Origin of the sequence: Aquitalea pelogenes, assembly GCF_041914625.1 — a bacterium.
Taxonomy (GTDB): Bacteria; Pseudomonadota; Gammaproteobacteria; order Burkholderiales; family Chromobacteriaceae; genus Aquitalea; species Aquitalea pelogenes.
The window spans coordinates 52024-76914 of sequence record NZ_JAYSDA010000004.1 but is presented as its reverse complement, the minus strand read 5'-3'; the positions used below and the strand labels follow the sequence as shown (position 1 = coordinate 76914).

The 24891-nt window shown below is 61.3% G+C and carries 18 protein-coding genes; 8 read left to right on the top strand and 10 right to left on the bottom strand.

Annotated features, from left to right (window positions below; genetic code table 11):
* Positions 1 to 23 precede the first annotated feature (23 nt).
* The 3 genes from ACE3SE_RS04810 to ACE3SE_RS04800 are packed head-to-tail and all read right to left on the bottom strand — an operon-like array spanning position 24 to position 2059.
* Entirely contained in the window at positions 24 to 527 is a 504-nt protein-coding gene (locus tag ACE3SE_RS04810; protein WP_374554094.1) for a 3-hydroxyacyl-ACP dehydratase FabZ family protein, read from the bottom strand.
* A complete protein-coding gene (locus ACE3SE_RS04805; protein WP_374554093.1) occupies positions 524 to 1780 on the bottom strand; it encodes a beta-ketoacyl-[acyl-carrier-protein] synthase family protein in 1257 nt (418 codons plus the stop codon). Before ACE3SE_RS04805 ends, ACE3SE_RS04810 begins: the two co-directional genes overlap by 4 nt.
* Entirely contained in the window at positions 1781 to 2059 is a 279-nt protein-coding gene (locus tag ACE3SE_RS04800; protein ID WP_062789648.1) for an acyl carrier protein, read from the bottom strand.
* A 261-nt stretch (positions 2060 to 2320) separates the two neighbouring features.
* Here ACE3SE_RS04800 and ACE3SE_RS04795 point away from each other — a divergent pair, with 261 nt between their 5' ends.
* From ACE3SE_RS04795 to ACE3SE_RS04785, 3 genes are all read left to right on the top strand, one after another.
* On the top strand, positions 2321 to 3076 hold the full coding sequence (locus ACE3SE_RS04795) for a lysophospholipid acyltransferase family protein (protein ID WP_374554092.1): 756 nt from the start codon (positions 2321 to 2323) through the stop codon (positions 3074 to 3076).
* Positions 3077 to 3189: 113 nt separating this feature from the next.
* On the top strand, positions 3190 to 3954 hold the full coding sequence (locus ACE3SE_RS04790) for a glycosyltransferase family 2 protein (RefSeq protein WP_374554091.1): 765 nt from the start codon (positions 3190 to 3192) through the stop codon (positions 3952 to 3954).
* Positions 3955 to 3987: 33 nt separating this feature from the next.
* Positions 3988 to 4878, top strand: coding sequence for a class I SAM-dependent methyltransferase (locus tag ACE3SE_RS04785; protein WP_374554090.1), 891 nt, complete (start codon positions 3988 to 3990; stop codon positions 4876 to 4878).
* On the opposite strand, the gene ACE3SE_RS04780 is transcribed toward ACE3SE_RS04785, so the two are convergent.
* From ACE3SE_RS04780 to ACE3SE_RS04770, 3 genes are all read right to left on the bottom strand, one after another.
* Positions 4865 to 5518 (bottom strand): oxygen-insensitive NAD(P)H-dependent nitroreductase NfsB, encoded by a 654-nt coding sequence (locus ACE3SE_RS04780; protein WP_045847445.1) that lies wholly within the window; start codon positions 5516 to 5518, stop codon positions 4865 to 4867. The genes ACE3SE_RS04785 and ACE3SE_RS04780 overlap by 14 nt on opposite strands.
* 156 nt (positions 5519 to 5674) lie before the next feature.
* The gene (locus ACE3SE_RS04775; protein ID WP_374554089.1) at positions 5675 to 7171 is read right to left on the bottom strand and encodes a sensor domain-containing phosphodiesterase; all 1497 of its coding nucleotides are present in this window, start codon (positions 7169 to 7171) and stop codon (positions 5675 to 5677) included.
* A complete protein-coding gene (locus ACE3SE_RS04770) occupies positions 7102 to 8988 on the bottom strand; it encodes a diguanylate cyclase domain-containing protein (RefSeq protein ID WP_374554088.1) in 1887 nt (628 codons plus the stop codon). The genes ACE3SE_RS04775 and ACE3SE_RS04770 overlap by 70 nt, the downstream gene beginning before the upstream one ends.
* Positions 8989 to 9263: 275 nt before the next feature.
* Here ACE3SE_RS04770 and ACE3SE_RS04765 point away from each other — a divergent pair, with 275 nt between their 5' ends.
* Positions 9264 to 10286 carry an adenosine deaminase gene (locus tag ACE3SE_RS04765; protein ID WP_062789675.1) on the top strand — a complete coding sequence of 341 codons (1023 nt, stop codon included), beginning with the start codon at positions 9264 to 9266 and terminating at the stop codon, positions 10284 to 10286.
* An 82-nt stretch (positions 10287 to 10368) separates the two neighbouring features.
* On the opposite strand, the gene ACE3SE_RS04760 is transcribed toward ACE3SE_RS04765, so the two are convergent.
* Positions 10369 to 11406, bottom strand: a complete 1038-nt coding sequence (locus tag ACE3SE_RS04760; RefSeq protein WP_374554087.1) for an NAD(P)H-dependent flavin oxidoreductase — start codon at positions 11404 to 11406, stop codon at positions 10369 to 10371.
* 222 nt (positions 11407 to 11628) lie between these two features.
* On the opposite strand from ACE3SE_RS04760, the gene ACE3SE_RS04755 reads away from it, so the two are divergent.
* Positions 11629 to 14769 carry a putative bifunctional diguanylate cyclase/phosphodiesterase gene (locus ACE3SE_RS04755; protein ID WP_374554086.1) on the top strand — a complete coding sequence of 1047 codons (3141 nt, stop codon included), beginning with the start codon at positions 11629 to 11631 and terminating at the stop codon, positions 14767 to 14769.
* A 15-nt stretch (positions 14770 to 14784) separates the two neighbouring features.
* Here ACE3SE_RS04755 and ACE3SE_RS04750 read toward each other — a convergent pair whose 3' ends face one another.
* The 3 genes from ACE3SE_RS04750 to ACE3SE_RS04740 all read right to left on the bottom strand — a co-directional run bounded on the left by ACE3SE_RS04750 (position 14785) and on the right by ACE3SE_RS04740 (position 20906).
* Positions 14785 to 17982 (bottom strand): bifunctional diguanylate cyclase/phosphodiesterase, encoded by a 3198-nt coding sequence (locus ACE3SE_RS04750; RefSeq protein ID WP_374554085.1) that lies wholly within the window; start codon positions 17980 to 17982, stop codon positions 14785 to 14787.
* 163 nt (positions 17983 to 18145) lie between these two features.
* Positions 18146 to 19348, bottom strand: a complete 1203-nt coding sequence (locus tag ACE3SE_RS04745; RefSeq protein WP_374554084.1) for an ammonium transporter — start codon at positions 19346 to 19348, stop codon at positions 18146 to 18148.
* A 247-nt stretch (positions 19349 to 19595) separates the two neighbouring features.
* Complete coding sequence (locus ACE3SE_RS04740; RefSeq protein WP_374554083.1) at positions 19596 to 20906, bottom strand: NAD(P)/FAD-dependent oxidoreductase; 1311 nt, start codon at positions 20904 to 20906, stop codon at positions 19596 to 19598.
* 194 nt (positions 20907 to 21100) lie between these two features.
* On the opposite strand from ACE3SE_RS04740, the gene gcvA reads away from it, so the two are divergent.
* The 3 genes from gcvA (at position 21101) to ACE3SE_RS04725 (ending at position 24854) form a co-directional block, all read left to right on the top strand.
* The gene (gcvA, locus tag ACE3SE_RS04735; RefSeq protein ID WP_131358505.1) at positions 21101 to 22015 is read left to right on the top strand and encodes a transcriptional regulator GcvA; all 915 of its coding nucleotides are present in this window, start codon (positions 21101 to 21103) and stop codon (positions 22013 to 22015) included.
* A gap of 73 nt (positions 22016 to 22088) precedes the next feature.
* The gene (locus tag ACE3SE_RS04730; RefSeq protein ID WP_374554082.1) at positions 22089 to 23126 is read left to right on the top strand and encodes an extracellular solute-binding protein; all 1038 of its coding nucleotides are present in this window, start codon (positions 22089 to 22091) and stop codon (positions 23124 to 23126) included.
* A gap of 3 nt (positions 23127 to 23129) precedes the next feature.
* Positions 23130 to 24854, top strand: a complete 1725-nt coding sequence (locus ACE3SE_RS04725; RefSeq protein WP_374554081.1) for a diguanylate cyclase domain-containing protein — start codon at positions 23130 to 23132, stop codon at positions 24852 to 24854.
* Positions 24855 to 24891 lie beyond the last annotated feature (37 nt).

Below are 24891 nucleotides of genomic sequence, written 5' to 3'. Positions count from 1 at the left end.
CTGTGCAGGCAGGCTGACCGGCTTTATGCCTTGTCAGCCTCCAGCTGGACGACCAGCTGCGCACGCGGTGCGTAAGCCAGCGCGATTTCCAGCTTGGCCACGTCGGCATCTGCCACTTTCACCTGGGCATTCACCTGCACCAGCAAAGGTGCCACCTGACGGCACTGGATGAAGAAATCCACCGCACAGTCCGGCTGTACCGGCTGCTTGAACCAGCAGTTGCGTACTGCGGCCAGCACGCCAATGGAATCTTCCGGCAGGGTTTTCACATAAGGATCGCCCGCCAGCAGTCCGGCACCGGCAAACTGCGCCATGGATTCGATCAGCATCACTCCCGGCACCAGCGGCAGGCCGGGGAAGTGGCCCGCTATCACTGCATTGTCACGCGGCCAGCATGCCGTGCCATGAAACTGGTGCGGCCCTTCAATACACAGCTGCTCGCATACGAAAATGGCACCACGGTGTGGCAGGATGGCGGCAATGTCCTCCCGCGCCAGCAGCATGGGGTAGTGATAGTCAGCACTCATGCTGCATACCGTTTGGCCACCAGCGAGACATTGCTGCCACCGAAGGCAAAAGAGTTGGACATGATGGCATTCACCGTGCAGCCGTGACGGGCATGCAGCGGGATGAAATCCAGATCGCACTGCGGGTCCGGTGTTTCCAGCGTGGCGGTGGGCGGCAGCGAACCACTGTTCATCGCCATCACTGCCAGGGCGAATTCCAGAATGCCGCTGGCACCGATCAGGTGGCCGTGCATGGACTTGGTGGAGCTGATGGCAAGCGCGCTGTCTTCACTGCCACCAAACACCGTGCGGATGGACTCGGTTTCCACCACATCGCCGGTTTGCGTCGCCGTGCCATGGGCATTCAGGTACTGGATATCGCTGGCTTGCAGCCCGGCATCGGCCAGCGCCTGTTGCATGGCATACACCTGTTCTGCGCTGGAAGGCGCAGTCAGATGGGCAGCATCGCTGCTGCAACCATAGCCGCACACTTCGCCCAGCCCGGCCTGTTGTCGCGCGCTGGCATGGGCGGCACTTTCCAGCACCATGGCCGCCGCGCCTTCGCCCAGCACAAAGCCGCTGCGGTCCAGCGAAAACGGGCGGCAACTGCGCGCCGGGTCGGCGGCATGCGGTTTGGCCATCACGCGCAAGGCATTCCAGGCCAGGATGGAACCCGGTGTCAGCATGGCTTCGCAACCTACTACCACCGCAGCATCCAGATAGCCGTCACGAATGGCGCGGAAGGCTTCGCCAATGGCGGCAGCGGAGGAGGCGCAGGCAATGGAGTAGGTATTGCTGGGGCCCTTGAAACCATGGCTCATGGAAATGGCCGCGGCTGCGGCGTTGGCCATCATCCTGGGTACGGACAGCGGGTGCACCATGGCCGGATTGCGCTTGCCATTGCTGTTGACTGCCGCCTGAAAGCGGTCGTACAGCCCGTCCAGCGTGTGAGCCCCGCCAAAGCCGATGCCGACAAACACGCCTATGCGGCGGCTGTTTTCCGGCTGGGCCGGAAAGCCGGCCTGTTGCAGCGCTTCGCCTGCGGCAACCAGGGCAAACTGGCTGGCACGGTCCAGCCCGGCATGTTTGCTGTCCAGCAGGGGCAGCGGTTCGCTCGCGGCCGGGGCCAGCAGGATGTCGGGCAGCCATTTGGCAATACTGGCCGGCGCGCTGCCAATGGCACAGTGGCCTTCCAGCGCACGGGCAAAACTGGTGGGAAGGTCTGCCCCCAGCGGGCTGATGGCTCCCATGCCGGTAATCAGGACCTGTGCCACTTATTGCCCCGCTTCCAGGCTCAGGTCGGGCATTTCGCCGTTATTGTGGGCGCGGATGGCAGCTTCGATATCGGCCAGCATTTCGGCAAAACCCATTTTCGGGTAGCGGGTGGGGTCGGGCAATTGAAAACCGCAGCGATCTTCGATTTCAAACAGCATCTCGACCATATCGAGCGAATCCAGGCCCAGGGCAGACATTTGCAGGTTCGGATCATCAAACAATGCAGCGTCTTTGCCTTTGGTATTGATCAGATAGTTTTTGATGATTTCTTCTAGCATAAGCATTCAATCCCGAGCGTTGCATGCAGCAAGGAGGCCAGATTATATAGTAAAATCATGACCCCGGTTTGACTTGGCTCGGCTTGCCTGCGGGTGATTTCAAGCATGTCCTATCCATCGGCATTGAATACCCGGTTGTATTACTGTCCGGTATGTTGCACTTCCCCGGCCCATCCTGGCCGGGTGATATGGCTGCCGGGAATGGCCAATTCGCTCGCGCATTAAATGCGGCGGGCAGTCAACGAGAAGTGAAGTGTAATAATGTGGTATCGCTGTGTGCGCATGGGCCAGATCCTGCTGTTTTATCTGATGCTGTGCTGGCTGGGGTCAATGCTGTTATTGGGCAATCTGGCAGTGCTGCCATTGCTGCTGACACCGCGCGCCTTGCGCGAACCGCTGGTGCAGCGTGCCATCAGCCTGATTTGCCGCTGTTTTCTGGCCGGTGCAGAGGCCAGTGGCCTGATGCAGCTGGATTTGCGCGCGCTGGACCGGCTCGGCGGCTGTCGGCGTACCGTGCTGATTGCCAATCATCCCAGCATGATCGACGCATTTCTCATTTTTTCCCGCCTGCCGCATGTGGTGTGCCTGATGAAGGCCAGCATCAGTTCCAATCTGTTTCTGGGGGCGGGGGCTTATCTGGCGGGTTTTATTTCAAACCGTCATCCGGAGTTGATGTTTCGTGCCGCCATTCACGCCGTACGCGATGGCAAGGTATTGATGATATTTCCGGAAGGCACGCGTACCACGCGCCAGCCGGTGAATGAGATGGGTGAAGCAGTCGCGCTGATTGCCAAAAGAGCACAAGCTCCATTACAAACCATTCTGATTAGCACTAATTCGCCTTATTTGAGCAAAGGCTGGAAAATATGGCGACCTCCGGAGTTTCCCTTGATATATCGGGCAATTCCGGGTGCGCATTTCGAAGCATCAGCCAGTCGTGATGAAATGACGCAGTGTATTCAGGACTATTACCAGCGCACGCTAGAGCGCTCGATTGACCCGCAACTGCATTTGTAAAACAGCGGCCGGTTTTCCACGCGGGATTGACCATGCCGACTGTCATCGGCTAATGTCCTTTCCCGTTTCCACAGCATCGCCGCATTGCGGTGTCCAATCATTTTCTGCCTGCCATGCCTACACCTTCTTCCACCCATGTGGTTCTGATTCCCAGTTATAACCCCGGCCCGAAGGTGTATGACACGGTGCGCGCGGCGCGTCAGCAATGGTCGCCGGTGTGGGTGATCGTGGATGGCAGCGACGATGGCTCGGCCGAAGGCTTGCAGCGCATGGCTGCTGAAGACGACGGCCTGCAGGTGTTCGTGCTGCCGCAAAACAGTGGCAAGGGTGCCGCCGTGCTGCATGGGCTGGATCAGGCCAGCCGCCTGGGGTTCACCCACGTGCTGTGCATGGATTCGGACGGCCAGCACCCGGTGGCGCAGATTCCGCTGTTCATGGCTACCTCGCAACAACAGCCACAAGCCATGGTACTGGGCTTGCCGGTTTTCGATGCCAGTGCGCCCAGCCTGCGGGTGAAGGGGCGCAAGATTTCCAACTGGTGGGCCAATCTGGAAACCCTGTGGACGGGAATAGGCGATTCGCTGTTCGGTTTTCGCGTGTATCCGGTGGCGCCCTTGCGCCGCATCATGCAGCGCCAGCGCTGGATGCGCCGTTTCGACTTCGACCCGGAAGCGGTGGTACGCCTGTGCTGGGCCGGGGTTCCGCCGCTTAACCTGCCATCGCCGGTCAAATACTTTCAGGCTGACGAGGGCGGGGTGTCGCACTTCAATTACTGGTGCGATAACCGCCTGCTGACCTGGATGCACATCCGCCTGATGTTCGGTTTTGTACTGCGCCTGCCGCTGTTGTTGTACCGGCGTGCCGTGCAGCCGCGCTGAACGGCAACAATTCTCTGAAAACCGGTTGATTTCATGTCTGCACCCGCCATGATTTTCCATCTGCTGCTGGAGCAACTGGCGCGTCATCCGCTGCCGCGTATTCCGGAAGCGGCGGCGGTGATGGAGGACCCGCAGCAGGTGGCAGCCTTTGCCGACAGCGGCAAGGATCAGGGCATTCTCAACTATATCTACCTGTTTCATGCCTTGATGTCGGCACCGCTGATAGCGCCGGGTGATGTGGTGCTTGACCTGGCGTGTGGCCCGGCCAACCAGCTGTTGCGCCACGCCCGCCTGCATCCGGATGCGCATTTTGTCGGCATGGATGCTTCGATGCGCATGCTGGAGCTGGCAGAGCAGAACCTGCGCGAGGCTGGTGTGCACAATGTCAGCCTGCAACAGGGCGACATGACCCGGCTGGATGGCATGGCTGCTGCCAGCACGGACGTGGTGCTGTGCTCCATGTCGCTGCATCATCTGATGGACAACACGGCCTTGCAGCACTGCATGCAGCAGATGGCGCGCATCCTGCGCCCGCTGGGTGGCGTATATCTGGCCGATTTTGGCCGCCTCAAACGCCGTGCCACGCAGCGCTTCTTTGCTTATGACCGCATGGACTTGCAGTCGCCTGCCTTCACGGCTGATTTTCTGAATTCCCTGCAAGCTGCGTTCAGCCTGACGGAATTGCAGCAGGCAGCTGCCATGCTGGCCAATGCTCCGGCCTGCTTCCACACGGCGCTGGCCCCTTTCATGGTGGTGCTGCGCAGTGCGCCACGCCGCGTGGTCGACCCCGGCCTGCAACAGCGTGTGCAGCTTGCTTATCAGCAACTGGAGCCGGGGGAGCGCCGCGACCTGCACAATCTGCTGCGCTGGTTCCGTCCGGGTGGCCTGCGGCTGCCGGACGGCCTGGTGCTTACAGACGGGTGATGACGCTGTCGGCCGGCAGGCGCGACTTGGGCAGGGTGGCGTTGAAGTCGCTGTCGCTGCGATAGCCCAGTGCCACGATGACGGCGCTGGTGAAACCCTTGGCGCGCAGGCCCAGTTCTTCATCCAGCACTTTCTGGTCGAAGCCTTCGATCGGGCAGGCATCAATCTGCATGGCGGCCGCGCCCAGCAACAGGGTGCCTACCGCCAGATAAACCTGCTTTTCCATCCAGTGGTGGGCATCACGCAACTCGAAACGGTGCATGTTGACGAAGTGCGAACGGCCACGGTGCTGGCCGGCACGCGCGTCGGCATTGGCAAAGCGGCCGTCGGCCTCTTCCTGGTTCAGCAAGCCTTCCAGATAGTTTTCGTCGATGCTGGCACGGCTGCAGAACACCACGACGTGCGAAGCGTTGAGCACCTTGGCTTCGTTGAAGGCATAAGCACCGCTGGTGGCTTTGGCCACGCGGGCCTTGCCTTCGGCACTGCCGGCAATGAAGAAGTGCCAGGGCTGGGAGTTGGTGGATGACGGGCTGAAGCGCAACAGGGTTTCGATGTGCGCCACTTGTTCGGCACTCAGCTGGCGGCTGGGATCGAAAGCCTTGGTGGTGTAGCGGGTCTGGACCAGGTCGGCAATGTTCATGCTGGATTCCTCGGTGTGGTTTCAACAGCAGCCATTATTGCCAAAGCGCCTGCGGCAATGAAGTCGGGCTGGCGGGAAGCAGTTTATGTTTTTTTTTGAAAATGAAACCGCTTTCCCGGCGATTACCACGGCCATGCCATACACGCTGGGCGGACTTCAGCTTTCCAGCATCATCTGCGTTACCAGCCAGTCGGTCAGCTGCTGGCTGGCCGTGGCATCGTGTTGTGCCGCATGGCAGGCGGCATGCCAGGCCAGTGCTTGCGCATCCGCTTGCGGCTGGCGCAGCAGGAAGTGCTGCAAGGGGCAGTCCTGCAATGCACGTTTGTCGTGGGCGTGGGAGGGCTGGGTATACAGCCAGTGCTGGGCCAGCGCTCCCAGATAGCTAGTGATTTCGCCGCTGTCCCTGGGCAGGCGGAAGTGGCGCTGCCAGTGAATGAAATCGGCTTGCGCCATCGGCCGGGCCAGGCTGTAACCCTGTCCGATGCTGGCACCCAGAATGCGCGAGGCCTCTTGCATGCCGCGGTCTTCCAGGCCTTCCACCACCACTTGCCGGTCCAGGTCCTGCCCCAGTTGCAGGATGGCGCGCATCAGGGCCAGGCTGGTCAGCGGTGTCTTGCGCAGGTTAAGCGTCAGGCTCTGGTCGATCTTGATGGTGTCAAACGGCAGGGTGCTCAGGCGTTGCAGGCTGCTGTAGCCCGAGCCCAGGTCATCCATGGCCAGCTTGATGCCGGTCTGGCGCAGCCGTTCAATGGCCCGGTCCTGCGCCAGTGGTGCGGTGTCGCCGGTCTCAAGTAACTCCAGGCTGAGGCGGTGCGGGGCAATACCGTGCCGTTGCAGGGCTTCGGCCACCCATTGCGGACAGTCCTCGTCCTGCAAGGTGCTGGGCGCGATATTCAGCGAGATGTCGATCTGCATGCCCTGGCGGTCCAGTTCGGAGAGCTGGCCCAGTGCCTTGTCCAGCCCCAGCCGGAACAGGTGATCAAGGTCGGCATCGCCCAACAGCGGCAGGAAAACACCGGGGCTGACCACCTGGCCGTCTTCCTTGACCAGCCGGGCCAGTGCTTCCGCTTTCAGCACCCGGCCGCTGTTGAGTTCTACCAGCGGTTGCAGATACATGGTGAGGCCACCGGCAAACAGCCGCTCGCGCAGCGCCACCGCCAGATTCTGCCGGATGGCGGCGGCCGGTTTGGTACAGGCCGCCAGAATCAGCTCCCAGCGGTGCTGCAAGCCCTGGGCAAATTGCAGCATGCTGGCCGACTCGAACTGGTTGGGATAAGCCCCGAACAGGCTGATGACCGCCACGGTCAGCCCTTCGGCATTGCGCACCGGAATGCTCATGGTGGCGCGTATCTGTACTGCGCTGGCCTGCTGGTGCCACAGGGTATAGCGCTTGTCCTTGCCGTAGGAGGCCGAAGTGCAGATGCGCCCGCTGCGCCATGCCACCGCGGTCAGGCCCTGGCCACGTTCGGAAGTGGGGTCGACCACGGCTTCCGAGCCCGGCATTTGCAGGCGGCCAGCCACCAGCTCGCCCAGCGGCCCCCGGCTGTTTTCCGGTACGAACACGCCATTGGACATCAGCCGCATCAGCAGCACGGCCTGCATGCCGGGCAGGCTGCCCAGCTGTTCCAGCTCGCTGTTGACTGCATCGCCCACAAGGTGCCCTGGTGTGGCATGGGCAGTGCAATGCTGTCCAGATAACGGGCATGCACCAGTGCCGAGGCTTCCAGCTGGGCATGCAACTGGTCTTGCAGGCGACGGTCGATGATTTCCAGCAGGCGGTAGCGCTGGCGGATGGGCAGCAGGGTCTGGTTCAGCTGTTCGCTGAAGGTGCGGCGAAACAGTTCCACGCTCTGCACCAGCATGATGGGCGTGACCCCCACCAGGCTGTGGGTATGGCCCAGGCGGCGGCTGTCCTGGATGATTTTTTCCGCGCTGTTGTCCGGCGACAGCACCTGCAGCATGAAATTGCGGTGCGCTGACTCCAGGTTTTGCAGTTCTTCATCTCCCAGGCTGGAAAGTACTGCATGGATGGAGAACGCGGCATTTTCCTGGGCATAAAACTGCTGCACATAACGGTCGGCAGCAGACTGGATCAGCCGGGCGGATTTGCGCAGCAGCTGGGCCGCTTCGCGGCCATACACTTCGAAATGGCTGCTTTCTTCTGCCGGGTAGCCGCTTTCCTCACCCACCATATGCCACCAGCGTGGCCGGGTGGATTTGTGCTGCTTGGCCTGGTACATGGCGGCATCGGCCTGCCGCATCAGCGCGTCCGGCTCGATGCCATCGTGCGGAAACAAGGACAGGCCCACCGTCATGCCTACTTCGGCTTCAATATGGTTGCCCAGCAGGAAGGGCGATTCCACCGCCCGGTGCAATCGCTGCATCGCGGTTTCCAGCTGGGTGAGGGTGCCTTCTTCGGGCAGGTCTTCCATCACGATCACGAATTCGTCCCCGCCCAGGCGTGCGACAAAGTCGGTCTTGCGCAGCAGGCCTTGCAGGCGGCGGGCCAGTTCCTGCAGCAGATAGTCGCCAGCCTGATGCCCCCAGGTGTCGTTGACCGGCTTGAAGTCGTCCAGGTCCAGCATGCATACCGCCACCAGTTTGTCGTGGCGCTGGGCGCGGGCCAGGGCGGCGGCCAGGTGATGGGTCAGCGAGAAGCGGTTGGGCAGGCCGGTCAGCCAGTCGTTGTTGGCCGCGTTGACGATCAGCGCCTCGCTGTTCTTGCGCTCGGTGATGTCCTGGTTGGTGCCAATGGCACGCAGTGCCACCCCGGCGTCGTTACGGGCCACCACCTTGCCGGTGCAGCGTATCCAGGTCCAGCCATTTTGCGCATTGCGCACGCGGAATTCCTGCTGGAAGCGACTGTTCTGCCCTTTGAGCACTTCCATCGAGGCGTGATAAATACGCGGGTAGTCGTCCGGGTGCACGGCTTCGAGCATGCTGCTGGCGCGCATGCTTTGGGCGGTGGCAGGGTAGCCCAGCATGCGGCCCCAGCGGGCATCCATGATGGCGGTATCCTGCAGGATATCCATGTCCCACAGCGACAGTTGCGAGGCATCCAGCGCCAGTGACAGTTGTTCGTTTGCCTGTTGCAAGGCCAGTTCGGTGGCCTTGCGGTCGGCAATGTCGGTGTAGCTCAGTACATAGCCTTCAGCCAGACCATGGTCATTGCGCAGCACACTGCAATGCAACATCACCGTGATGGTGCTGCCATCCTGCCGCATGCGCCGCACCTCACCCTGGAAGGGGCGTACCAGCAGTTGCTGGCAATTGCCGGCGCGACCTGCCGGGCCGTCGCGGGCATCCGGCGGGACAATCAGGTCTATGCTCTGTCCCAGCACCTTCTGCACCTCATGGCCAAACAGGCTGCAAAATGCCGGGTTGACATAGCGGATGGTGCGTTCGGTATCCAGAATGGCAAACGCCTGTGAGCTTTGTTGCAGTACTTGCTGGAAATTGAGTTCGGTCATGGTCGGGTCCGGCAGCCAGCGGCAAAAGGCGCAGGCCGGGTGGCAGGGCAGTCCTGTGCGCGTGTCCTGTGCCGATTTTACTCCAAACCACGTGCCCTGCCTTGCCCGCTGCCTGGAAATGGGCAAGCCGCTGTTGCTTCCCTGCCTGTCCGGCGCTTGCCAGTGACAAAACGGGCTTCTGTCGCTGGCTGGCAATCGGTATCATGCTGCTTTTGCTCGACATGAAGCGACAGGCACTGGCTGCCGTGTCGCACGGGCCATTGTCAGGAAATACCATGACTCAACCTCATCAGGCGCTGATTGCCGCCTTGCCCAAGGCCGAGCTGCATTTGCACATCGAAGGCAGCCTGGAACCGGAAATGATGTTCCGGCTGGCCGAGCGTAACGGCATCAAGCTGCCTTATCCCACGGTGGAAGCAGTCCGCGCCGCCTACGATTTTGACAATCTGCAATCCTTTCTCGACCTCTACTATGCCGGGGCTGGTGTCTTGCAGACCGAGCAGGATTTTTATGACCTGACCTGGGCCTATCTCTTGCGCTGCCGGGACGATCATGTGGTCCATACGGAAATATTTTTCGATCCGCAAACCCATACCGAACGCGGCATCGCCTTTGGCACCGTATATCAGGGCATTCGTCGGGCGCTGGATGATGCCCGTGCACAGCTGGATATCAGTTCACGGCTGATCATGTCTTTTCTGCGCCATTTGAGCGAAGAAGACGGCTTTGCCGTGCTGGAGCAGGCGCGTCCGTATCTGGCGGGCATTGATGGCTTTGGTCTGGATTCCAGCGAGGTGGGGCACCCGCCGGCCAAGTTTGCCCGGCTGTTTGCCGCCTGCCACCAGCTGGGCCTGCCCTGCGTGGCGCATGCCGGTGAGGAAGGGCCGCCTGCCTATGTGTGGGAGGCGCTGGACCTGCTGAAAGTCTGCCGTATCGACCATGGTGTGCGTGCGCTGGAAGATGCTGCCCTGGTGGCGCGTCTGGCTGCCGAGCGCATGCCGCTGACGGTTTGTCCGTATTCCAACATCAAGCTGCGCGTGTTCGACCAGCTGCAAGACCACAACCTGCGCCAGCTGTTGCAGGCGGGCTTGTGTGCCACGGTGAATTCGGACGACCCGGCCTATTTTGGCGGCTATGTGCAGGAGAACTACCTGGGCTGTGCCCGTGCCTTGCAACTGAGCAAGGCGGAAATCGTCCAGCTGTGCCAGAACGGCTTTGAAGCCAGCTGGTTGTCACCGGAAGAAAAGGCGCACTGGATGGCCGAATGCCAGCGCATTGCCGACGGTTTTGCCGACTGACCCACCCGTAGGATGTTGCCATCGTCGTTTCCACAGCCCCGCCTGGCGGGGCTGTTGCTTTATCAGGCTGGTGGCTTGGGTTTCAGGCCAGTCCGGCGGCCAGTTCCCGTGTCAGCTGTGCTGCCGGAATGGCACGGCAGCCACTGGCATTCTGTCCGCACCACAGCGGGGTGAAGTCGTCCCGTCCCAGTGCTTCGGCCGCCGCACGCAAGGGGGCGATGGCTGCCGTAGCCAGCGGGAAGGCCGGCACACCGGCAGGGCGCGGGCCAAGCGCCTGCATCACCCGGCCCACGATGCCGCGTGCCGGCCTGCCGGTAAACAAGGTGGTCAGTGCCGTGTGTTCGCGGCGTGTGCTGGCCAGCGCCGTACGGTGCAAGGGCGTGGTGTCGGCTTCATCACACAGCAGATAGGCCGTTCCCACCTGTACGCCGGCAGCGCCCAGGCGCATGGCGGCGGCTACGCCATTGGCATCGGCAATGCCACCGGCGGCAATCACCGGCACCTCCACCGCTGCGACAATCTGTGGCAACAGGGCAAGGCTGCCAAGCTGACTGTCCAGATCCATGTCGAGGAACATGCCGCGATGCCCGCCTGCTTCCAGTCCCTGGGCAATGATGGCATCGGCACCATGGGCTGCCAGCCAGCGTGCTTCGGCCACCGTGGTGGCGGAGGACAATACCTTGCAGCCTGCGGCCTTGACCTGTGCCAGCAAGGGCGCGGCTGGCAGGCCGAAGTGAAAACTCACCACCGCCGGGCGATAGCGGCTGACGATATCTGCCATCTCCTGATTAAAAGGGGTGCGGCCAGCGCCGCTGCCGGACGGGGGCGTGATGGCCATTTCCTGATAATAGGGCGCTAGTGCCGCCTGCCAGTCAGCCTGTTGCTGCGGGTCTTCCGCGGGTGGCTGATGGCAGAAGAAGTTGAGATTGTAGGGCCGCCTGCCCAGCGCTCGCATGGCTTCCAGCTCCTGCAGCAAGGCACTGGCCGAGAGCATGGCGGCAGGCAGCGAGCCCAGAGCTCCGGCCTGGCAGACGGCCATGGCGAGGCGACTGCCCTGTACACCGGCCATCGGCGCCTGAATGAGAGAGTGGGAAATGTTCAGCCATTGCGCCAGTTGCATGTGTGGTCTCTGTTCGGTGAAAGTTGTCAGCTTAAGTGCTTTGGCTGGTGTCCTGGTGTGGTGCTGCGTGATGTGTAGCGCGGCTGCTACCGCTCGCGGATTTCTGCGGTTTCTGTCTGGAATTGCCCTGTCATTCTGGCTGATTTACGCCATAATCCAGACAAAATGCCCGCCCATATTGCCTTCAGGGCCATACAGAAGATAACAAAGGGCTGACCTGCCATGCTGACTGTCAAGAGCAAGCTGCTGCTGCTCTCTCGCTATTTCTGGTTGATCCTGCTGGTATTCCTGGCTTTTGTGGCCAGCTTTGTGCTGTATGTGCGGGCAGAAAAGGCCATCGACCACGCCAATGATCTGCGCGAAACATCCATTCTGCTGGCCAGTGAGTTACGCCAGTCCTCGGACGACCTTACCCGCATGGTGCGCAGCTATGTGGTGACCGGTAATGTGCTGTATCAGCAGCATTATCGGGAAATCCTCGCCATTCGCGATGGCAAGGTGCCACGGCCAGTGGATTACCAGAACATCTACTGGGATCTGGTTTTGGGTGATGACCGTCGCCCGCAAACGGCAGTTGCCACGCCTTCCTTGCTGCAGCGCATGCAGGATGCCGGTTTTACCCCTGCCGAGCTGGCCCTCCTGGCCAGGGCGAAGGCCAATTCCGATGCGCTGACCAGCACCGAATGGGCGGCGATGAAACTGGTGGCAGACAATCCGCCGCTGGATTCACCACAGCGCCAGCACGCCATCCGCATGCTGCATGATGAAGCCTATCACCGTGCCAAGGCCAGCATCATGGAGCCGATTGCGCGCTTCAACCAGCTCTCCTTGCAGCGCACCGAACAGGCCATCCACGATGCCGAACGCTATGCCTGGCAGCTGCGTATCGTGTTCATCACCTTCGGCTTGTTGCTGTTGCCGCTGTTCTGGGGGCTGCGGCGCAATCTGCAGGGAATACTGGGAGCCAGTGTCGGCCAGTTGCATGCCAGCATTGCCCGCCTGGGGCGTGGGGATTTCTCGGAGACCATTGTGCTGGAACCCGAGCAGGAGGATAGCGTGATGGGCTGGCTGGCCCAGACCCGTCTGAAACTCAGCATGATGGCACAGGCGCAGCAGGCGGCCGATGCCCGCAACCAGCGGCTCACCGGCCTGTACAACGCCCTGAGTCAGTGCAATCAGGCCATTGTGCGCAGCCGTAGCGAGCGCGAGTTGTTCGAACAGATATGCCAGGCAGCGGTTGAACACGGTGGCATGAAGATGGTGTGGGTCGGCCTGCTGGACGAAACCGGGCAATGCATCCGTCCCCTGTGTGCCTGGGGGCAGGGCACCGACTACCTGAGCGATTTGGTGTTGTCCACCGATCCGGCCAACCCGCACAGCCAGGGCCCCACCGGTCAGGCGGTACTGAGTGGTCAGGCACAATGGCTGGCCGACTTCATGCACAACCCGGCTACCGCCCCCTGGCATGCCCGTGCCGCCCGTTACGGCTGGGGTGCTTCCGCTGCCTTGCCGCTGCATTGCAAGGGGCGTGTGGTCGGCGCCTTGACGCTGTACAGTGCCGAGGCCAATGCCTTTGATGCCGATGCGCGCAAGCTGATAGAAGAAATGGTGATGGACCTGGACTACGCGCTGGACAGCTTCCAGCGCGAACAGCAACGCCAGCAGGCAGAAGCCGCCTTGCAGCAAAGCGAGCAGCGTTTGCGCACCATTATTGAAACCGAGCCCGAATGCATCAAGGTACTGGACCGCGATGGCCGGCTGCTGGAAATCAACCGCGCCGGCATGGCCATGCTGCAGGCCGACAGGGTGGAGCAGGTGCGCCACTATGGCGTGCTGCATTTCGTATTGCCGGACTATCACGCCGACTTTTTGCAGCTGCACCAGCAAGTGATGAACGGGCAAAGCGGCACGCTGGAATTTGAAATAACCGGCTTGCAGGGGCAGCGCCGCTGGCTGGAAACCCATGCTGCACCAATGCGGGACGAGCAGGGTGAAATCAGCATGCTGTTGGCCATCACGCGCGACATCACCCTGCGCAAGCAGAACGAGCAGCATATCCGTTATCTGGCGCACTACGATGTGCTGACCGGCCTGCCCAACCGGGTGAAGCTGGAAGAGGAAGCCGAGCGGATGCTGGCCGGCCTGAGTGCCAGCGACGATGTGCTGACCCTGATGTTCATGGACCTGGACCACTTCAAGGACATCAACGATTCGCTGGGCCACAGCGTGGGGGACGCCCTGCTGGTCCAGCTGGCGGCAAGGTTGCGTCAGGCCGCGCCGCACAATGCCTTGCTGTCGCGTCTGGGTGGTGACGAATTCGTCCTGCTATTGCCCGGCATGACGGCCGATGCGGCGGGCGATCTGGCCGAAACCGTGCTGGGTGACGTTGCCCGCAGCTATCGGGTGGCACCGTATGATCTGAATATCTCCGCCTCCATCGGCCTGGCCCTGTATCCGCAGGACGGGCAGGATCTGGAAACCCTGTCCCGCCGTGCCGATGCCGCCATGTATCAGGCCAAAAAGGCCGGTCGCAGCTGCTACCGCTTTTATACCGCAGCCCTGCAGGCCAAAACCGCACGTCACCTGCAACTGGTCAATGCCTTGCGGGTGGCGCTGGAGCAGCAGCAGTTCACCATTCACTACCAGCCGCAGATTTCCATGACCGATGGCCAGCTGCTGGGGGCCGAGGCCCTGCTGCGCTGGCATCATCCCGAGCTGGGCCATGTGTCGCCGGGCGAGTTCATCCCGGTAGCGGAAGACTGCGGCCTGATTCTGCCCCTGGGCGAATTGGTGTTGCGCCAGGCTGTGCGGCAGGCCCGCCAGTGGCGCGATCAGGGGTTGCAGCTGGGCATGGCGGTCAATCTGTCGGCGGTGCAGTTCCGCCAGCCGGACCTGCCCACACTGGTGGCCCGCATCCTGCAGGAAGAGGGTTTGCCCGCCGATTGCCTGGAGCTGGAACTGACCGAAGGCGTGGCCATGTACGACCCACAGCAGGCGGTGGCGGTGATGAACGCCCTGCATGAAAAGGGCGTACGCATGTCGATAGACGATTTCGGCACGGGGTATTCTTCGCTCAACCTGCTCAAGCAGTTCCGCGTTTACAAGCTGAAAATCGACCAGACCTTTGTGCGGGATATCGTCACCGACCCGGAAGACCGGGCGATTGTGGCGGCCATCATCGACATGGCGGCCAATCTGGGCTTGCTGACCATTGCCGAAGGGGTGGAAACCGCCGAGCAGTACGCCCTGCTGCGCGAACAGGGTTGTCAGGAGATGCAGGGCTATCTGTTCAGCCGGCCCTTGCCGGCTGCCGATTTCTTCGCGCTGGCCAGCCAGACGCCGCGGCCCTTGCTGACGGTGTGAGTCAAGACCACTAACTTACACCATGGCAAGTGGCTTGCAGGGCTGCTCATGCTGCAGCCAGTGATGCAGTGCGCTTGCCGGCAGGGCAGGGCTGAACAGGTAACCCTGCTGTGCCTGGCAACCCTGTTGCAACATGAAGTGGTACTGGCTGTCCTGTTCCACGCCCTCGGCAATCACGGTCAGCCCCAGGCTGTGCCCCAGTGCAATCACGGCCTTGCAGATGGCGGCATCGTTGGGGTTGTCCAGCACGTCGCGCACAAAGCTGCGGTCGATCTTGATCTGATCCAGCGGCAGGGTTTTCAGATAGGACAATGACGAATACCCGGTACCGAAGTCATCCAGCGCAAAGGTCACGCCCAGGGAACGCAGCTGGTTCATCTTGCTGGCTGCGTCATCCAGCTTCATCAGCAGCAGGCTTTCGGTGATTTCCAGCTTCAGCAAGGCCGGGTTGGCGCCGGTGTTGCTCAGCAACTGGCTGACCCGTTCGACAAAATCAGACTGGTGGAACTGGCGGGCACTCACATTGACGGCAATGCTCAGCGCAGACAAATGCGGCTGTCCGGCCCATTGCGCCAGCTGCTGGCAGGCCTGCTGCAACACCCAGTGGTCAATGGCCAGAATCAGGTTGCTCTGTTCGGCCAGCGTGATGAAGCTACCGGGCAGCATCAGGCCGTGCTGCGGATTGTGCCAGCGCAGCAGCGCTTCCACGCTGCGGCAGGGCTGCTGATGGTGGATCTGCGGCTGGAAGTAAAGCTCGAACTGGCCGTGTTCCAGTGCCTGATGCAGTTCGGCTTCCAGCCGGGTGCGGTTGTTGATTTCCGCCTGCATCAAGGGGTCGAAGAAGCGCAGGGTATTGCGGCCGGCAGCCTTGGCCTGGTACATGGCCAGGTCGGCTTCTTTCAGGATGTCCTCGCTACAGGCATGTTCGCGCGCAAACAAGGCAATCCCCAGACTGGAGCTGCTGCGGTAGGCATGGCCATTCAGGCTGTAGGGCTGGTGCAGGGAAAGCAGGATTTTGCGGCCCACGGTTTCCGCTTCGCGCAGCGCCTGTTCGCGCTCCTCGCCCAGGTTCTCCAGCATCACGATGAATTCATCCCCGCCCAGTCTGGCCACGGTGTCACCAATGCGCAGGCCCTCCAGCAGGCGGGCGGCCACCTGTTGCAGCAGGATGTCACCCATATCGTGGCCCATGGTGTCGTTCAGCGACTTGAAGTTGTCCAGGTCCAGGAACAGCAGCGCACCATACTGTTGTTTGCGCCTTGCGTTTTCCAGTGCGTGTTGCAGGCGCTCCAGCAGCAGGCGGCGGTTGGGCAGGTGGGTGAGCGGGTCGTAAAAGGCCAGCGTCTGGATCTTGTCTGCCGCCGCCTTGCGTTCGGTAATGTCCTGGAAGATGGCGACGAAATGGCTGGTGGCACCCTGTCCGTCCACCACGGCGGTGATGGTGAGCCATTCCGGGTAGATGTCCCCGTTTTTGCGTGCATTCCAGATTTCACCCTGCCACACGCCCTCTTCCTGCAGGGCTTGCCACAGTTGCTGGTAAAAAGCCGGAGGATGACGGTGCGAGCTGAGTACTGCCGGGGTTTTGCCCACCACGTCCTCGCTGCTGTAGCCGGTGATTTTGCAGAAGGAGGGGTTGACCCGCAGGATGATGCCCTGGCTGTCGGTCACCATGATGCCTTCCTGGGTCTGGAAGCTGGTGGCGGCAATGCGCAGTTCATCTTCCATGGCCTTGTGCTGGGTGATGTCCATCACAAAACCGTGCCACAGCACCACATCGCCTTCCGCCTCCGGCATTGCATCCACCAGCAGCCATTTGATGCTGCCGTCCGGCATGCAGATGCGGTATTCAATGCGCCATTGTGTCAGCGTGCGGGCCGAATCCTGCAAGGCCGCCATGAAATGCGCGTAGTCGTCGGGGTGTACCATTTCACGAATCGGGTCGGCACACTGGCGCACCGCTTCCGGAGGGATGCCGTAGATGTCGTAAAACGCTTCACTGGCAAACGGGAAGCAACCGTGGCCATCGGCAAACAGCCGGTACTGGAACACCACACCGGGAATCCGCGAGACGATCTTGCGCAGCAGGCGGTTGGCAGCGTGCTCGGCTGCCTGTTCTTCTTCGCGCTGTATCCGGCTTAGCAGGCTGTTGAACGATGTGGCCAGCAAGCCCACTTCATCCTGATGACAGACCGGCAAGGCCTGCTTGGGCAGTTCGCCATCGCCCATCCGGTTGAGCAGCCGGGTGGCTTCGGTCAGCGGCAGTAACTGGCGGCGCAGCCACCACCAGCTGATGCCGCCGGCCAGCAAGGTGAGGCACAAGGCCATGCCGAACAACTGCTGTTGCAAGGTGCGGATGGGGGCAAAGGCTTCTGCCGCAGGGAGGACCGACTGCATCAGCCAGCCGGTGGATTTGATTTTCACGCTGGAGGACAGCTCCAGCACGCCGCGTGAGCTGACCGCAATGCCGGAACCCTCGTAGCCGTTGATATAGCGGTCATACACCGGGTTGATGCCTGGCGGCGGGCCGGACTTGAGCAGGCGCTCCTTGTCGGACGACATGATGTAGCGCCGGTTGGTCGGTGCGGTAATGAAGAAATTGCCGGTGGCACCATAGCGTGCGTCGCTGATGGCATCCAGGAAGTTGGGTCGTGCCAGATTGGTCACACCCATGATCATGCCGATCATCTTGCCGTGGCTGTCCAGCATGGGTTCCAGCATCGAGACCACCGGCTGGCCGGTGAACTGGCCGTAAATCGGTTCGGTGATGTAATGACCGCCATGCTGCAAGGCCTGACGGAAAAAGGTGTTCTGCTGGTAGGTGCGGCCAAGTCGGCCCAGGTTTTCCGGAATGCTGGCCTGTACCTTTCCCTGCAGGTCCATCACCACGATGCCCCAGTTGAACATCATCAGCAAAATGGGGCGACGTTCCAGCTCGGGCTGGATGGCGGCAGTGGTGAGTGGCTTGTCCTTGAACTGAACGGTGAGGGAGTGCAGCGCCTGAATGCGCTCGTTGACCGAGCGGTCCACCTCGTGTGCGGCCAGCGAGACGGCCGAAAGCTGCTGGGCCGAAATGGTATTTTCCATCTGCTGGCGCAGGGTGTGGCTGATCAGCAAGGTAGCCAGCCAGAGCGTCAGCACCAGTGCCAGCAACATGCCGAGGGTAAGGCGGGTACGCAGGGTACGCCTGCCATTCAGGGAAAAAGAAGGACTCATGTTTCTGCGTGCAATCCACGATTCTTGCTGACTGTCAGCATAGCGGAGGCATCGTACGCTGTGTGTCTTCTTATCGGACAAAACCGGCCAAAGTCTGAGGATGATCAAGATTATGACAAGCGGGCCGGACCTGAACTACAGGCCAGGCCCGCCCGGAGAGGACTTACCAGGTGGTTTCGCGGTCTGGCGTGGCGCTGATCTGGTGGATGGTCAGGTCGGCACCGTTGAATTCTTCTTCTTCATCCAGGCGGATGCCTACGGATTTACGCAGCAGCGCATACACCACATAGCCACCGCCAAAACCGACGGCAATGCCTGCCACGGTACCCAGCAGCTGCGACAGCAGGCTGACGCCGCCCAGACCGCCCAGCGCGCTCTGGCCGAAAATTCCGGCGGCAATGCCACCCCAGGCACCACAGATGCCATGCAGCGGCCATACCCCCAGCACGTCGTCAATCTTCCAGCGGTTCTGGGTCTGGGTGAACAGCCAGACAAACATGCCACCGGCCACCAGGCCCACCACCAGCGCACCCAGCGGATGCATGATGTCAGAGCCTGCACACACCGCCACCAGCCCGGCCAGCGGGCCGTTGTGAATGAAGCCCGGGTCGTTCTTGCCGGCCCACATGGCACTGAGCGTGCCGCCCACCATGGCCATCAGCGAGTTGATGGCCACCAGGCCGGAAATACCATCCAGACGTTGCGCGCTCATCACATTGAAGCCGAACCAGCCGACAATCAGGATCCATGCGCCCAGCGCCAGAAACGGAATGGAAGAGGGCGGATGCGCGGAGATGCGGCCTTCCTTGCTGTAGCGGCCACGGCGCGCACCCAGATTCAGCACGGCAGCCAGGCCAATCCAGCCACCTACCGCATGCACCACCACCGAACCGGCAAAGTCATGGAAGGGCTGGCCAAAGCTGTGGCTCAGCCAGTCTTGCACGCCATAGTGGTTGTTCCAGGCAATGCCCTCGAAAAAGGGATACACCAGTCCCACCAGCAAAAAGGTGGCGGCCGACTGCGGGTGGAACTTGGCACGTTCGGCAATGCCGCCGGACACAATGGCCGGAATGGCAGCGGCAAAGGTCAGCAGGAAGAAGAACTTCACCAGCTCATAACCATGGTGATCGGCGATATGGCGGGCATCACCTAGGAAGTTGACCCCGTAGGCCACGGTGTAACCGACAAAGAAGTAGGCAATGGCGGAGACGGCAAAGTCGGTCAGAATCTTCACCAGGGCATTCACCTGGTTTTTCTTGCGCACGGTGCCCAGTTCCAGAAAGGCAAAACCGGCGTGCATGGCCAGAATCATGATGGCCCCGAGGAGCAGGAACAGTACGTCTGATGGCGCGTTGGCAGTTGGCATGGCGAGTCCCGTTGTTATCGGCTGTTGTGGGACTGTGTAAAGCAAGGCGAATGCCAGCTGGCGCCGGTTTGCACCAATTTGGTCATGGCATGCACGAAAATGGCGGAAACCGGCGCTTTATTGGTGAATGACGGTCAGGATTCTTTCGGCGCAAAAACGGTGCATATGCACCAAAGTGGTGTATTTGTGCGTGTTTGTGCAACGCTTTGGTGCGCCGTGCCCGGCGCGTCAGCCTGCGTGCATCGCGCTAATGCAGCTTGACCAATGGCTGCGTGCGTCGTTGCAGCAAGCGGGCCGCAGCAGTGAGCACGGTGGGCAGCCAGCCAAACAGGGTGAGCTGGTGGCGGTGGTACAAGGACAAATACATCAGCCGGGCAAACTGGCCGTGCACAAACAGGCTGCGGCGCGACAGGCTGCTCATCAGGCTGCCTACCGTGCTGTAGCGGCCCAGCGAAATCAGCGAACCCAGGTCGCGATAGCGGAAGTCCTGCAGCGGCTTGCCAGCCAGCTGGCAGCGGATGTTGTGATACAGCAGCTCGGCCTGCTGACTGGCTGCCTGCGCCCGTGGTGGTACCCAGCCGCTGCCATCGGGGCAGGCGGCGCAATCGCCCAGCGCGTAGATCTTGTCATCCAGCGTGGTTTGCAGCGTGGGGCGTACCAGCAACTGATTGAGCCGGTTGCTGGCCAGACCATCCAGCCCGGCCAGCATGGCCGGTGCCTGTACCCCGGCCGCCCATACCACCAGTTCCGACGCAATGTTACGGCCACTGGCGGTGTGGACGGCATTGGCGTCGACGGCGCTGACCCTGTCACCGGTCAGCACCTCCACTTGCAGATTCTCCAGCTGACGGTGTGCCCGGGCGACCACCGAGTCCGGCAGTGCCGGCAGGATGCGTGGCCCGGCTTCGATCAGGGTCAGCCGGATGTCGCGGTCCGGATTGATGTTTTCCCGCCCATGCGCCACCAGTTCGCGCGTGGTGTTGCGCAGTTCGGCCGCCAGTTCCACCCCGGTGGCCCCGGCACCGATGATGGTGACGTGCAATTGCCCGGCGCGCAGCGGCCCGTTTTGCAAACTGGCGCGAATGCAGGCATTGACCAGTTGCTGATGAAAACGGCTGGCCTCTGCCGGGGTGTTCAGGCAGATGGCGTGTTCGGCCACGCCGGGGGTGGCAAAGTCGTTGGTGGTGCTGCCGATTGCCATCACCAGAATGTCGTAGGGCAGGGTACGCGCCGGAATCAGCGGGCGGCCCTGTTCATCTGCAGTGGCGGCCAGTTGTATGGTCTGTTGCTGACGGTTCAGCCCGGTCATGCGACCCAGGCAAAAGCGGAAGCCGTCACGTTTGGCCTGCGCCAGGTAATCCAGTGCCTCGCGGTGCGGGTTCATGCTGCCGGCGGCAATTTCATGCAGTAGCGGTTTCCAGATATGGCTGCGGGAAGCATCCACCAGCGTGATGTCCAGTTGGGCCGAACGCCGTGCCAGCCGCCCCAGACGGCTGGCCAGCACCAGACCACCGGCGCCACCACCGACAATCACGATTCTTTTCTTGTGCAAAGACATGCAGGCTCCTGATGCCTGCTGGCCGTATCCTTCCATTCATGCACCAACTTTCATGCATCAAGTAAGGTGGCGGGTGAATGGTCACGACAAGCAGTGCCGGGTTAAATACAATCACTGCCAGCTACTTTGCCTGTGTCGCTGTGGCGCTCGCAAACGATATAAATTCCACACATTGTGAGTGAATGGAAGAATGTATGCGTAAACGTTTACCCGGTATCGAGGCCTTGCAGGCGCTGGAGAGTGCGGCGCGCCACCAGAGTTTCACCCGTGCGGCAGAAGAGCTGTCGCTCACCCAGAGTGCCGTGTGCAAGCAGATTGCCCAGCTGGAAGACATGCTGGGCGTGGCCCTGTTTCATCGCATCAAGCGCCGGATCAGCCTGACCGAAGCCGGCCGCGCCTATGCGCGAGGGGTACGTGACTGTCTGGAGCGGCTGGAGCGCCATACCCTGGCCTTGATGGCGCATCAGGGGGCGGAGGGAGTGATCGAGCTGGCGGCTGTACCCACCTTTGCCACCCGCTGGCTGATTCCGCGGCTGCCACTGTTCAATCAGGCGCATCCGCATATCACCGTCAACATCACCACCCGTTCCGACCCTTTCATCTTCACCGATACCGGTTTTGACGCCTGCATCCACTTTGGCAATGGGGTGTGGCCCGGTGCCGAGGCCAGCTGGCTGTTTGGCGAAGAAATGATTCCGGTCTGCAGCCCGCAGCTGGTGTGCGGGGCCGCGGTACCGGCTGCGCAAATCGCCCAATACCCCTTGTTGCATTTGTCGGCCCGGCATGAGGCCTGGCAACGTTGGTTTGTAACGGCAGGGGTGGATAATCCGCAGGCTATGGTAGGGGCGCGCTACGAGCTGTTTTCCATGCTGGTGGAAGCAGCCCGTGCCGGCATGGGCGTGGCACTGGTGCCACGCTTTCTGGTGCAGCAGGAAATCAGCAGTGGCAATCTGCTCACCCCTTGTGATATTTCCTTGCCCAGTGACAATGCCTATTACCTGGTCTGCCCGCCGGACCGCCAGCAATCGCCGCCACACCGGGCTTTTGCCGACTGGTTGTTGCAGCAGGCGGCGCGCTATCGGGAAAGCTTGTCAAAGCAGAATGAATGAGTGAAAAAAACAAGTAGAAATGCTTACAAACAGCTACATTCAAACGGTGGCTTGAAAAAGAAGAACAGTAAACGTGACATCAAGAGCAATACGCCTGCTTGCGGGGGTGATTGGCTGCCTGTTGTGCTGCCAGTTGGTCATGGCCAAGGACGTGCTGCGCGTGTTGGCCTGGCCGGGTTACGCCGACCCGGATGTGGTGCATGACTTTGAACGGCGCTATCAGGTCAGCGTCGAAGTGACCTTTGTCGATTCCGACGAGGCACTATGGGCCCGCATGCACGCCGCAGGCGGACCACGTTTTGATGTGGTTGCCGCCAATACCGCCGAAATGCAGCGCTACCATGCTGCCGGGCTGTTATTGCCACTGAACCCGTCCCTGATTCCCAATCTGCAACGCCAGCTGCCACGCTTTCGCGACCGGGCCAGCATTCCCGGCCTGCAGCAGCAGGGGAAGCTGTATGCCGTGCCCTATACCTATTCCACCATGGGCATCATTTACGACAAGCGGCAATTTGCCCGTCCGCCGGACTCCATGAACGTGCTGTGGGACCCGCGCTATCGTCACAAGGTGCTGGACTTCAACAGCGGGCCGCACAATTTTTCCTTTGCCGCGCTGGCCAGCGGCATTGCCCAGCCCTTCCAGCTGGATACTGCACAACAGGCCGCCATGGTGAAGCGGCTGATCGACCTGCGGCGTAATGTACTGACTTATTACAACCTGCCCGAAGAAGCCACCGAACTGTTCATCCGCCACAAGGTGGCGGTGATGTTCGGCAATTACGGCACCCAGCAGCTCAACTCGCTGCGCCAGGCCGGGGCCGATGTCGGCTATGCCATTCCGCGCGAGGGCGTGCTGGCCTGGCTGGACTGCTGGGCGATGACGCGCGCAGCACGCCAGCCGCAATTGGCCCAGCAATGGATCAACTACATGCTGGAGCCCTCGGTCAGCGCGCTTCTGCCCACCAGACAGGGGCTGGCCAATACACTCAGTGCCAGTGCCGACCTGCCGTCCGGTGCGCGCGTGTTGTGGCTGCAGCCGGTGGAAAATGCCAACCGGCGTGAAGCGCTGTGGCAAAAAATCTATTCTGGCGACTTGCCGGGGAGCTTCTGAATCATGCGCTCCGGTCTCTTGCTCAAACTCGCCTTGCTGCTGGCCATTTTCGGCATCCTGTCCTCCGGCATTACCGGCTACTACGCCTATACCGCCAATCGCGCCATGCTGGTGTCGGCAACGCAAAGCGACTTGCTGACCGCCGCGCGCGCGGTGAACCGGCGCATGGTGCAATGGGAGGATGAAGCCGCAGACGATACCTTGCTGCTGTCACGGCTGGTGCAGGTGCAGGTGGTGATCAACCAGCGCAATGGCAGTGAAGCCAGGCGGGCGCGGGATGAACTGGCGCAGGCCTTCGCTGCCATGCTGGCCCTGCATCCGGAATACCTGCAGGTGCGGCTGATCGGCGCGGCGGACAATGGGCTTGAACTGGTACGGGTCGACTCCAGGTCCGGGCTGACAGCGCGGGTGGATGGTGGCGATTTGCAGGAAAAAGGCCACTTTCCCTATGTGTTTGAAACCCTGGCGCTGCCGGCCGGGCAAATTTACCAATCCTCGATCGAAGTCAATCACGAGCGCTCCTCCCACGATGCCGAAGGCCGGCCCGGCCTGATGGTAGCTACCCCCTTGCCACGCAGTGATGGCCAGCCCGGCGGCCTGCTGGTAATCAATCTGGACCTAGAACGCTTGCTGGGCCAGTTGCGCAGTGATTTGCCCAAGGATTACCAACTGTATCTGGCCAATCGCTGGGGGGATTTTCTGGTTCACCCGGACCCGGCGCAGACCTTCGGTTTTGACAAGGGACGGCGGGTGCTGATGCAGGACAGTTTTGCCGCCACCAAAGCCTTGTTCGAACGCAAGCAAAACCAGCTGGCGCTCAGCGGCCTGGACGACCCGCAACAAGCCGCCGGACAGGTGATGGCCTTTGTCCGCCATCCGCTTGGCCGTGGCAATCGAGACGACTTCATCGTCACCGGCCTGGTGCAGCCGCTGGATACCGCGGTGGCCGGTGCGGCACCACTTGGGCAGCGCATCATCCACATGGTGCTGGCTTTCAGCGTGATTGCCATCATGCTGGCGGTGGTGTTTGCCCGTGCCATGCTGCGACCCATCAACACCCTGGCGCAGGCGGCCAGCAGTTTCTCCACCACGCAACTGCAGCAGGCACTGCCGGTAGAGCGCAATGATGAAATCGGCGTGCTGGCACGCAATTTCGATCGCATGCAGCGGCAGATCAACAGCCATATGGCCAGCCTGTACGACAACCAGCGCGAATTGAGCTATCTGGCACACCACGACAGCCTGACCGGCCTGGCTAACCGTGCGCTGTTTTTCCAGCGGCTGGAGCAATTGCTGGAACAAGCGCAACGCAATGCCAGCCAGTTTGCCGTGCTGTTTGTCGACCTGGACCACTTCAAGCAGATCAACGACCAGCATGGTCATGCCATTGGCGACCAGGTACTGCAGATCGTGGCGCGCCGCCTGCTGCATGCGGTGCGTGGCAACGACATGGTGGCGCGCATGGGCGGGGATGAATACCTGATCCTGCTACAAGGCAGCTTTACGACAGATGGTCTGTCCGAACTGCTGTCCAAGCTGTCGCTCAGTATTGGCGAACCCATGGTGGTGGAAGGCAAGAAGCTGGAAGTCGGGGCCAGCATCGGCTACAGCCTGTACCCGCGCGACGGCACCACGGCCGAACAACTGGTCAACCAGGCCGACCATGCCATGTATCATGTCAAGGCCATCCAGCGTGATGGACATACCCGGCAACTGCCTTACAACTGAGCACGGCCCAGCCCTCTATTTCCATTGACATGTCCAG

What these genes read in the sequence shown, in the direction of transcription:
- gcvA (WP_131358505.1), top strand. Translation starts at nt 21,101, where the DNA reads ATGCGTAAACGTTTACCCGGTATCGAGGCCTTGCAGGCGCTGGAGAGT.
- ACE3SE_RS04765 (WP_062789675.1), top strand. Translation starts at nt 9,264, where the DNA reads ATGACTCAACCTCATCAGGCGCTGATTGCCGCCTTGCCCAAGGCCGAG.
- ACE3SE_RS04750 (WP_374554085.1), bottom strand. Translation starts at nt 17,982, where the DNA reads ATGAGTCCTTCTTTTTCCCTGAATGGCAGGCGTACCCTGCGTACCCGC.
- ACE3SE_RS04785 (WP_374554090.1), top strand. Translation starts at nt 3,988, where the DNA reads ATGTCTGCACCCGCCATGATTTTCCATCTGCTGCTGGAGCAACTGGCG.
- ACE3SE_RS04810 (WP_374554094.1), bottom strand. Translation starts at nt 527, where the DNA reads ATGAGTGCTGACTATCACTACCCCATGCTGCTGGCGCGGGAGGACATT.
- ACE3SE_RS04795 (WP_374554092.1), top strand. Translation starts at nt 2,321, where the DNA reads ATGTGGTATCGCTGTGTGCGCATGGGCCAGATCCTGCTGTTTTATCTG.
- ACE3SE_RS04725 (WP_374554081.1), top strand. Translation starts at nt 23,130, where the DNA reads ATGCGCTCCGGTCTCTTGCTCAAACTCGCCTTGCTGCTGGCCATTTTC.
- ACE3SE_RS04800 (WP_062789648.1), bottom strand. Translation starts at nt 2,059, where the DNA reads ATGCTAGAAGAAATCATCAAAAACTATCTGATCAATACCAAAGGCAAA.
- ACE3SE_RS04770 (WP_374554088.1), bottom strand. Translation starts at nt 8,988, where the DNA reads ATGACCGAACTCAATTTCCAGCAAGTACTGCAACAAAGCTCACAGGCG.
- ACE3SE_RS04760 (WP_374554087.1), bottom strand. Translation starts at nt 11,406, where the DNA reads ATGCAACTGGCGCAATGGCTGAACATTTCCCACTCTCTCATTCAGGCG.
- ACE3SE_RS04740 (WP_374554083.1), bottom strand. Translation starts at nt 20,906, where the DNA reads ATGTCTTTGCACAAGAAAAGAATCGTGATTGTCGGTGGTGGCGCCGGT.
- ACE3SE_RS04755 (WP_374554086.1), top strand. Translation starts at nt 11,629, where the DNA reads ATGCTGACTGTCAAGAGCAAGCTGCTGCTGCTCTCTCGCTATTTCTGG.
- ACE3SE_RS04745 (WP_374554084.1), bottom strand. Translation starts at nt 19,348, where the DNA reads ATGCCAACTGCCAACGCGCCATCAGACGTACTGTTCCTGCTCCTCGGG.
- ACE3SE_RS04790 (WP_374554091.1), top strand. Translation starts at nt 3,190, where the DNA reads ATGCCTACACCTTCTTCCACCCATGTGGTTCTGATTCCCAGTTATAAC.
- ACE3SE_RS04780 (WP_045847445.1), bottom strand. Translation starts at nt 5,518, where the DNA reads ATGAACATTGCCGACCTGGTCCAGACCCGCTACACCACCAAGGCTTTC.